This is a genomic window from Vibrio sp. Vb2880 (assembly GCF_033337975.1).
Classification (GTDB): Bacteria; Pseudomonadota; Gammaproteobacteria; order Enterobacterales; family Vibrionaceae; genus Vibrio; species Vibrio alginolyticus.
The window spans coordinates 1-6408 of the sequence record NZ_JAWORT010000051.1; the positions used below are offsets into that span (position 1 = coordinate 1).

Genomic DNA, 6408 nt, shown 5'->3' on the forward strand with positions numbered 1-6408 from the left:
CAGCAGATGTCCGCGATTTATCAGCGAACATTATGACGTTGTTGAATGAGGAAGAACGTGAAAAGTCGGAAAACTGGTTGGCTCTTTCATTAACGCTTATCGGTTGTGTCCCGACATTTGGTAGTGCAGTCAAAGGGACATGTAAAGTAGCGCTAAAAGGCGGAAAAGGAACATCAAAAGATACTTTGCTGGCTGTTTTAAGAGGCATGGGTAAAGGCGATCCAGAAAGATTCTTGCGTACGTTAGATTGGATGGATTACGCGAAACAAACCAGCCAGATTGTTAGTGATGTTCTAAAACCTTGTATTGAAGTGGCAACTGAGTTGGCGTCTTACGCAAACAGAATGGGTGCAGATGAGCTCGGTACGTATTTCTTGAAGCTAGCGGATGAAGTGAAAATCATCGATAAGATGGTGCCGGACAAGCTTAAAGAAGCGATGGGCGAGTTTGATGACCTTTTTGCTCGAATTTTAGGTAAGAGTGAGAAAAAGGAAATGAAACCTGGCCGTTGTGAAATATGTAATAAAGAGATTGGAAAACTGAAAACACAATGTATTGGTCATAAATTTATAAAGGCATAGATTATGGGAAAATGGGATAAGCTGACTAAATCAAACCTAGAAAGACATGCAGGTCGATCTCCCAAGGGGTTTTCAGAATTTAGTAGTAACTGGGCTCCAATATGCGAAATGTTTGGTAATAAAGTTCAAAAACACCCTTGGATTACAAATTCAAAGAATAAAGATTTACCTGTGAGGATATTGACCCCTCATCACATAATATCAATATCGTCACTAGACTTTATCAACAAAACGTATAGGAAGATACTTCGTGAATCATGCTATAACGTTAACCACCCCAAGAATCTTTTATTAATACCCAGTAAAGATACACTTGCGTGTGAACTTAGGGTCCCACATCACACAACTAACCACGCCTCTTGGTCAACGGTTGATAACCTAATCCCTTCCAAGAATATCGACAAGATCATTAGTGAAAATTCGAGCAAAGAAATATCTAAAGGTTATCATTTCATGGTATGTGGAAAAGTAAGGAAGGAAATAAAAAATGTAAGAATTACAAATGCCAAGAAATTGTAGATAGAATAGATAATTTGTCAAAAACAATTAATTTTGATATCACTATTGGAAAATTAAAAGTATCTCCAAATGGAGACAATTTCCTTCCACAAGGGGATGGCTGTGGTTCTGTAAACTGTAATAGAAATCATAATTTTTATAAAGATCCCCTTCACACAAGAATGTCAGGTATGATTTCTGGAAGATTAAAAACTTCATACGAAATATATAAGTAAAATAGGATAACTTATGATTGAGCAACGTAAGAAATTTTTTGAAGTAACTGAAAACTATGCCACTAGTGAATTTCATTTTTTAGAAACAGATATTAGGACATTCGAAGTGGCATATGATGTTCTTACATCCTATGCTAATGAGTTGCTTATTCTTTCTACTGAAAAAATATTAGAAGAAAATTTGAAAAAAGTATATCGGTATGCCGATGGTTTTTTATTAGATACTACAATTGCTAATAAAATATCGTCAATGGATTGTTATAATGTATCATTAATACCGACTATATTAACTGATGGTGAGTTTGAAATTAAATCTTATTATTATCTTAAAGTATTCTCTGTAAAATAATGTATTAACTTGAGTGAGTCTGAAACTATAAGTCCGGTGATGTTATCTCCTATAATAAGATATCTATACTATCTAGTGAAATTAGTGTAAAAGATAGAATATTTTTTATTGATGATGAATACTCTATCTTAATGGATGAACAGCTAATGTCTACCTTTGAAGAGAGTGACATAGTATTCCAGGAAGTTAATATTACATAGTCATTTCTGCTATGCTCAACTTCGAGGTTAATTCAATGATCGCGTCGATTTCTATTGATTCTGCCAATGAAGGGCAATCTGAATTAGTAAAAGAACCTGTTACTTCATATGAATAGTTTCCTTCTTCCTGGCAATAAAAAAATTCGTTTGCATCAAGAGTTATCTGATCGTCAAGACCGAATTCAATTGTGAATATAGCATTGATATATATATAGTTATCTGCTTCCTTTACATTGCTATCGACAATGTTGAATAGATCTGCGATATAACCATGAATCATGTCCGATGAGTAGTACTCAGAAACATCATTGCTAGTCGAGGTTAACTTTAAATAAGGTGATACAGTATGATCATTGACTACCAAGTCTAGGAATTTACCATCAAAAGAGTAGCTACTAACAGAACTTTTTGGTAATTTTGCTGAATAGGTAAATTTTAAACACTTAACTTCGATAATATGAGCTTCCTTAAACAATATACGATTAATCAGTGGTATTATAGTTACATGTAAGTCGTAGATAAATAGAAAATTTCGCCCAAACATATTATTTATGAAAAAACAATATAAGATCTTATCTAAGAAAAGTTTAATTGACTTCCCATTCCAGCAAAGCCCTAAACCAATAGTTCCAGTAGAGCCCGATTTGCTTTTGGAAATGACCTTTTCTCCAAAGCTATTTATCATCAGCGATATTGCGTCAAAAGTGGAGAAACTGGTCGTACACGGAGTAGAGTGGTTAGACGCTCGCGTGGATTGTTCTCCAAGCCAGCCATCTGATGATGAAATTAAAGTTTACGAAGATTATCGTATGCCTTACATCCATCAAACTTATAAATTGACGGACAAAGAAAAACAATACGGGAAGTTAAACTGGCTAGACATTGAATCAACAGAGTTTAATTTCTCTAAACTAGAAAATATTCCCTTAGAAGAACGATTAATATTTAAGCTAGAAGAAGATTTTGGCTTAGTTTTCATTCACCAAAGTGTGATTGACCTTCTTGAAAAAGACGTCAAAGACGTTTGGATAAGAGGTGTATAATAAGCGCCGAAAGGCGCTTTTTTTCATTTGGCACCATATTTAAATAGTAGTTCAAGCGAATGCAACGCCCTCAGATGTTTGTTTTACGAAGGTCGGCAAGCCAGTCGTTCCTATCCCTTATGGCAATAATGCTAAATCAGCAGACCTTGCTGGTGGGACTACGACAGTCTCTATGGATGGCGGTAACAGTGTCGCTATCAAGGGCAGTACGTTCTCAAAAAGTACTGGTGATGCTGGCTGCGATAAAAAAGGCGTCGCATCCGGCACCATAGAAGCCGAAGCAAAATTCTTTTCAGCCTCACCAACGGTTGAATTTGAAGGCACGGGCGTATGTCGCCTGTTCGCTCAAATGACATGAACAAAGCCAACACTTTCTAAAGATGCTTAGAATAGGAAAATACATGAAATACGATAACCAATATTATTTACTGTGTGAGTTTGGCCATGAAGGTTTTCATATGCTTGGGCAGACTAAAGATTCTGATAAAGGATTAAGACACTTAATGGCAAAACGTTCCCTAAAACGTGAAGTGACAGGCTTGGGAAAGGTTAGGGTATTTGAAGAGCTTCTCCCCTTGTGATTACCACGAAATTGCAGAACAAATGGTATCGGATAAATTTAGACAGGTTTTATTGTCGTTTGAGCTTCAGCAGGGGGGCGATTTTTATCCAACAGAAGAGACTAACGGCGACAAAGTCTGGTCGGACTATTTCATGATGCATATTTGGAATAACTATAGAACTATACATCAAGGTCGTTCAGTCATTGATGGGACTTATGTGAATAATAGATTTTTCCTAGAAGCATTGTCGTTAGATGAAACGCTGTTAGACAAGGTGCCTTTAGAAGAACGGCTCGTTTTTCGACTTCAAGAAAAACCACAATTTCGATTCCATGAAACAGTGGTTGATGCTCTAAAAGCGGCAAATCTTACCGGGGTTGGTTTCATAAGAGTTGACCAGTGGGGACCTGCTGCAATGTTTAGTGATGATGACTTTGGAGATTTATAGTTTTTCGCTGCTCTAAACAATGGATTATCTGACAAAGTAGGTGTACTTCTGTAGCAAAAAGCGATATTGGTTCTCCTCATCTTCGAGAGAAACAAAACGCAGATAGGTAAATAAATGAACTATTATAGATTGATGAAAAGTGGGTTGTATTTATCTGAAGCTCTAGTTAATGCATTAATTAGCTGTAAACCAGTAACGGTGATGCATAGACACTTAAGCTTGTGATCTGTTTTCCAAATAAGTCAAATACAATAAGCGCCGAAAGGCGCTTTTTCTTGAGCATAAAACTTAAACTTATATAATTTTTTGAATATTTTGTAAGAGAAGACGTAAGTTGAACGCTTAACCTTCTTATTATTAATTGTTTAAGAAGTAAGAAGTAAGAAGTAAGAAGTAAGAAGTGTGATGTGATGAAAATTGTTGAAGAATATTATGTGCTATCAAATGATTACTCAAAGGTAAACTTTGTAGTGAACATGGAACATGGAACATGGAAGATGGACGTGGATTTAACTTGTCAATGGATAAAGCGATATCTACAACCATGCATGTTAACTTTGAATGTATTAGCTTAAAGAGTTTCAGCGCTATAGAGGCTCCATTTGATGTTTCTGTCAACACTGAGATGTTATTTGACTTGAGTTTTCTAGCAGTGTTATCAGAATTAACGCTATACAAAAACTCACTTGTTCCTGCTAAGATTAAAGATAAAGAGTTTGTTTATCTTCATTGTTATAATATTATCGATATAGAGGATGAAGTTAAGGGGTTTAACTTTGAGCTATTATCAGAAATACCGATCGAGGAAAGGTTGGTATTCAAGCCCTCTTATGGAGCTATCGTTGTTTTTTTTCATAAATCAATTATGGAAAAAATAAATTCTGTTAAGAGTTTTTCATATGTAAAGTATCAAAAGGCTTCCGATTGGCCAGTTGAATGGGAAATGTCATAAATTATGCAGAGCTTCAAGTTCATTACCTAAACGGCTTTCATTGGGCTATGTCCAGTTTTGGTAAAGACTATGCTCTGAGCTCAAAAGTTGGATGTGGAGGTGGTCAAATTGAAAGCGAGAAAAAAGTAGAGAAGCATGTCCCCATAGGCTTAATATTACTGGAACTAGACACACTATTCGGAATAAACTAGGTGAGGTAATGGAACCTAGAAAGTTAGAGTTAGGCTCATGAGTGATTATTTTTTCGTAAAAGAAAACCAAATTACACCGTTTTATGCAGTTCCTGATGAATATGAAGGAGCGGTATACAGCACAATATTTACCTTTCCATGTAGACCCGTGCCTGTTTTTGCAAAATATAAGCCATACGAAAAGTATATAATACCAGATATTATAATGGAGCCTGATTTTTCCATATCTATAAATATATATAATAGTTTGAAGGTTGAACAGTTGTATGGTTCTAACTGGATACATATCAAATTAATTGATAAAGGTGAACATGATTTCATGATGTTGCAGTTAGCAAATGAACTAGATGTCATCTGTCATGAACAGAGTGAATTCAAAAGGTTCAAACGCGGAAATATCTCAGGTATGAAAAAAATCGTTATTGATCCTCATAAGATTTCAACGATTCCGCTTCAAAAAAGACTGGTTTTTAGAGATTCAGCTTGGGGGTTACACACATTTTTTCACAAAAGTATAGTAAAAAAAATTGAATCAAAAGCTCCAAATGGTGTTGAATTTATACCAATAGAACACTTTAATGAAACGTGGGTCGGTTGATATGTATATCAAGTTTAATAAAGATAATATTAGTGAATTATTACCAGAAAAAAGACCAGGTATGGTTTTTTCGAATCCTGACTTGTATATTATTTTCGATAATAATGTCCGGTTTGTAATTTGGGAAGAGGTTTTAGAAAATCTAAATAAATTTTGGTTAGAAGGAAAAGATACTTGGGATAGTTATTTTGATTTTGGTAGTCACCCTGACGATTATGATAGACAGTTCGATGATTATAAAACAATTGAACTTTTACAATTTCCAACCCTGACAGATTTAGAAGTAGAAGAAAAATATGCTTTTGTTTTTAACGAGAATAATGAATTATGTATTAGTGAGAACTTCGTTAAAGACTTGAAGTCAGCTGGATGCGTTGACGTGTGGTATGATAGCACAGCTCCATATGGTCGTTACTAGACGACCAGCCTTGAAATGGATCTGATGGTGATTTTTCATTTAATACTACGATTGAAACACCGATGATGCCTGTTGAACTATAGAGCAAGAGTAAAAGACGTACGTCAGAGGTTGTAAATGAGTGATTATTACTTTGCTAGACAAATTGTTGAAACACCACTTTATGATTTTCCGGATGAATTCTCTGATTCAGTTCCATCCAACGCATTTACATATCCTAATCAACCAATTCCGCTTGTGAAAAAGTTCGCAGCAGTAAATTACCACCTTCTAAAGAAGGTGGCTTTGTGTGAGCCCCCTAAAAGGGGGCCTTTGTTTAGTCCAGCGCCAA

The 6408-nt window shown here is 35.4% G+C and carries 9 protein-coding genes and 3 pseudogenes; 11 read left to right on the forward strand and 1 reads right to left on the reverse strand.

All coding sequences use genetic code 11. From position 1 onward, the window contains the following. The 3 genes and pseudogenes from R7M92_RS24465 to R7M92_RS24475 form a co-directional block, all read left to right on the forward strand. Positions 1 to 581 (forward strand): annotated as a pseudogene (locus R7M92_RS24465) (hypothetical protein); the annotation flags it as partial. 3 nt (positions 582 to 584) lie between these two features. Next, positions 585 to 1100 (forward strand): AHH domain-containing protein, encoded by a 516-nt coding sequence (locus tag R7M92_RS24470; protein ID WP_318134523.1) that lies wholly within the window; start codon positions 585 to 587, stop codon positions 1098 to 1100. A 228-nt stretch (positions 1101 to 1328) separates the two neighbouring features. Next, positions 1329 to 1664, forward strand: coding sequence for a hypothetical protein (locus R7M92_RS24475; RefSeq protein ID WP_318134524.1), 336 nt, complete (start codon positions 1329 to 1331; stop codon positions 1662 to 1664). Positions 1665 to 1856: 192 nt separating this feature from the next. Here the strand turns inward: R7M92_RS24475 and R7M92_RS24480 are convergent, their stop codons facing one another. After that, positions 1857 to 2339 carry a hypothetical protein gene (locus tag R7M92_RS24480; protein ID WP_318134526.1) on the reverse strand — a complete coding sequence of 161 codons (483 nt, stop codon included), beginning with the start codon at positions 2337 to 2339 and terminating at the stop codon, positions 1857 to 1859. A gap of 76 nt (positions 2340 to 2415) precedes the next feature. Here R7M92_RS24480 and R7M92_RS24485 point away from each other — a divergent pair, with 76 nt between their 5' ends. From R7M92_RS24485 to R7M92_RS24520, 8 genes and pseudogenes are all read left to right on the forward strand, one after another. Next, positions 2416 to 2907, forward strand: coding sequence for a hypothetical protein (locus R7M92_RS24485; protein WP_318134528.1), 492 nt, complete (start codon positions 2416 to 2418; stop codon positions 2905 to 2907). 43 nt (positions 2908 to 2950) lie between these two features. Then, positions 2951 to 3279: pseudogene (locus R7M92_RS24490) on the forward strand (DUF4150 domain-containing protein); the annotation flags it as partial. A 29-nt stretch (positions 3280 to 3308) separates the two neighbouring features. Continuing rightward, positions 3309 to 3488: a hypothetical protein gene (locus R7M92_RS24495; protein WP_318134530.1), complete on the forward strand. Its 180-nt coding sequence runs from the start codon at positions 3309 to 3311 to the stop codon at positions 3486 to 3488. Then, entirely contained in the window at positions 3466 to 3918 is a 453-nt protein-coding gene (locus R7M92_RS24500; protein WP_318134531.1) for a hypothetical protein, read from the forward strand. Before R7M92_RS24495 ends, R7M92_RS24500 begins: the two co-directional genes overlap by 23 nt. Positions 3919 to 4408: 490 nt before the next feature. Further along, complete coding sequence (locus R7M92_RS24505) at positions 4409 to 4870, forward strand: hypothetical protein (protein ID WP_318134532.1); 462 nt, start codon at positions 4409 to 4411, stop codon at positions 4868 to 4870. Between the two features lie 228 nt (positions 4871 to 5098). Continuing rightward, entirely contained in the window at positions 5099 to 5659 is a 561-nt protein-coding gene (locus R7M92_RS24510; protein ID WP_318134534.1) for a hypothetical protein, read from the forward strand. A gap of 1 nt (position 5660) precedes the next feature. Next, complete coding sequence (locus tag R7M92_RS24515; RefSeq protein ID WP_318134536.1) at positions 5661 to 6077, forward strand: hypothetical protein; 417 nt, start codon at positions 5661 to 5663, stop codon at positions 6075 to 6077. A 117-nt stretch (positions 6078 to 6194) separates the two neighbouring features. Then, positions 6195 to 6408, forward strand: a pseudogene (locus tag R7M92_RS24520) (hypothetical protein); the annotation flags it as partial.

What these genes read in the sequence shown, in the direction of transcription:
- R7M92_RS24470 (WP_318134523.1), top strand. Translation starts at nt 585, where the DNA reads ATGGGAAAATGGGATAAGCTGACTAAATCAAACCTAGAAAGACATGCA.
- R7M92_RS24475 (WP_318134524.1), top strand. Translation starts at nt 1,329, where the DNA reads ATGATTGAGCAACGTAAGAAATTTTTTGAAGTAACTGAAAACTATGCC.
- R7M92_RS24485 (WP_318134528.1), top strand. Translation starts at nt 2,416, where the DNA reads ATGAAAAAACAATATAAGATCTTATCTAAGAAAAGTTTAATTGACTTC.
- R7M92_RS24495 (WP_318134530.1), top strand. Translation starts at nt 3,309, where the DNA reads ATGAAATACGATAACCAATATTATTTACTGTGTGAGTTTGGCCATGAA.
- R7M92_RS24505 (WP_318134532.1), top strand. Translation starts at nt 4,409, where the DNA reads ATGGAAGATGGACGTGGATTTAACTTGTCAATGGATAAAGCGATATCT.
- R7M92_RS24510 (WP_318134534.1), top strand. Translation starts at nt 5,099, where the DNA reads ATGAGTGATTATTTTTTCGTAAAAGAAAACCAAATTACACCGTTTTAT.
- R7M92_RS24515 (WP_318134536.1), top strand. Translation starts at nt 5,661, where the DNA reads ATGTATATCAAGTTTAATAAAGATAATATTAGTGAATTATTACCAGAA.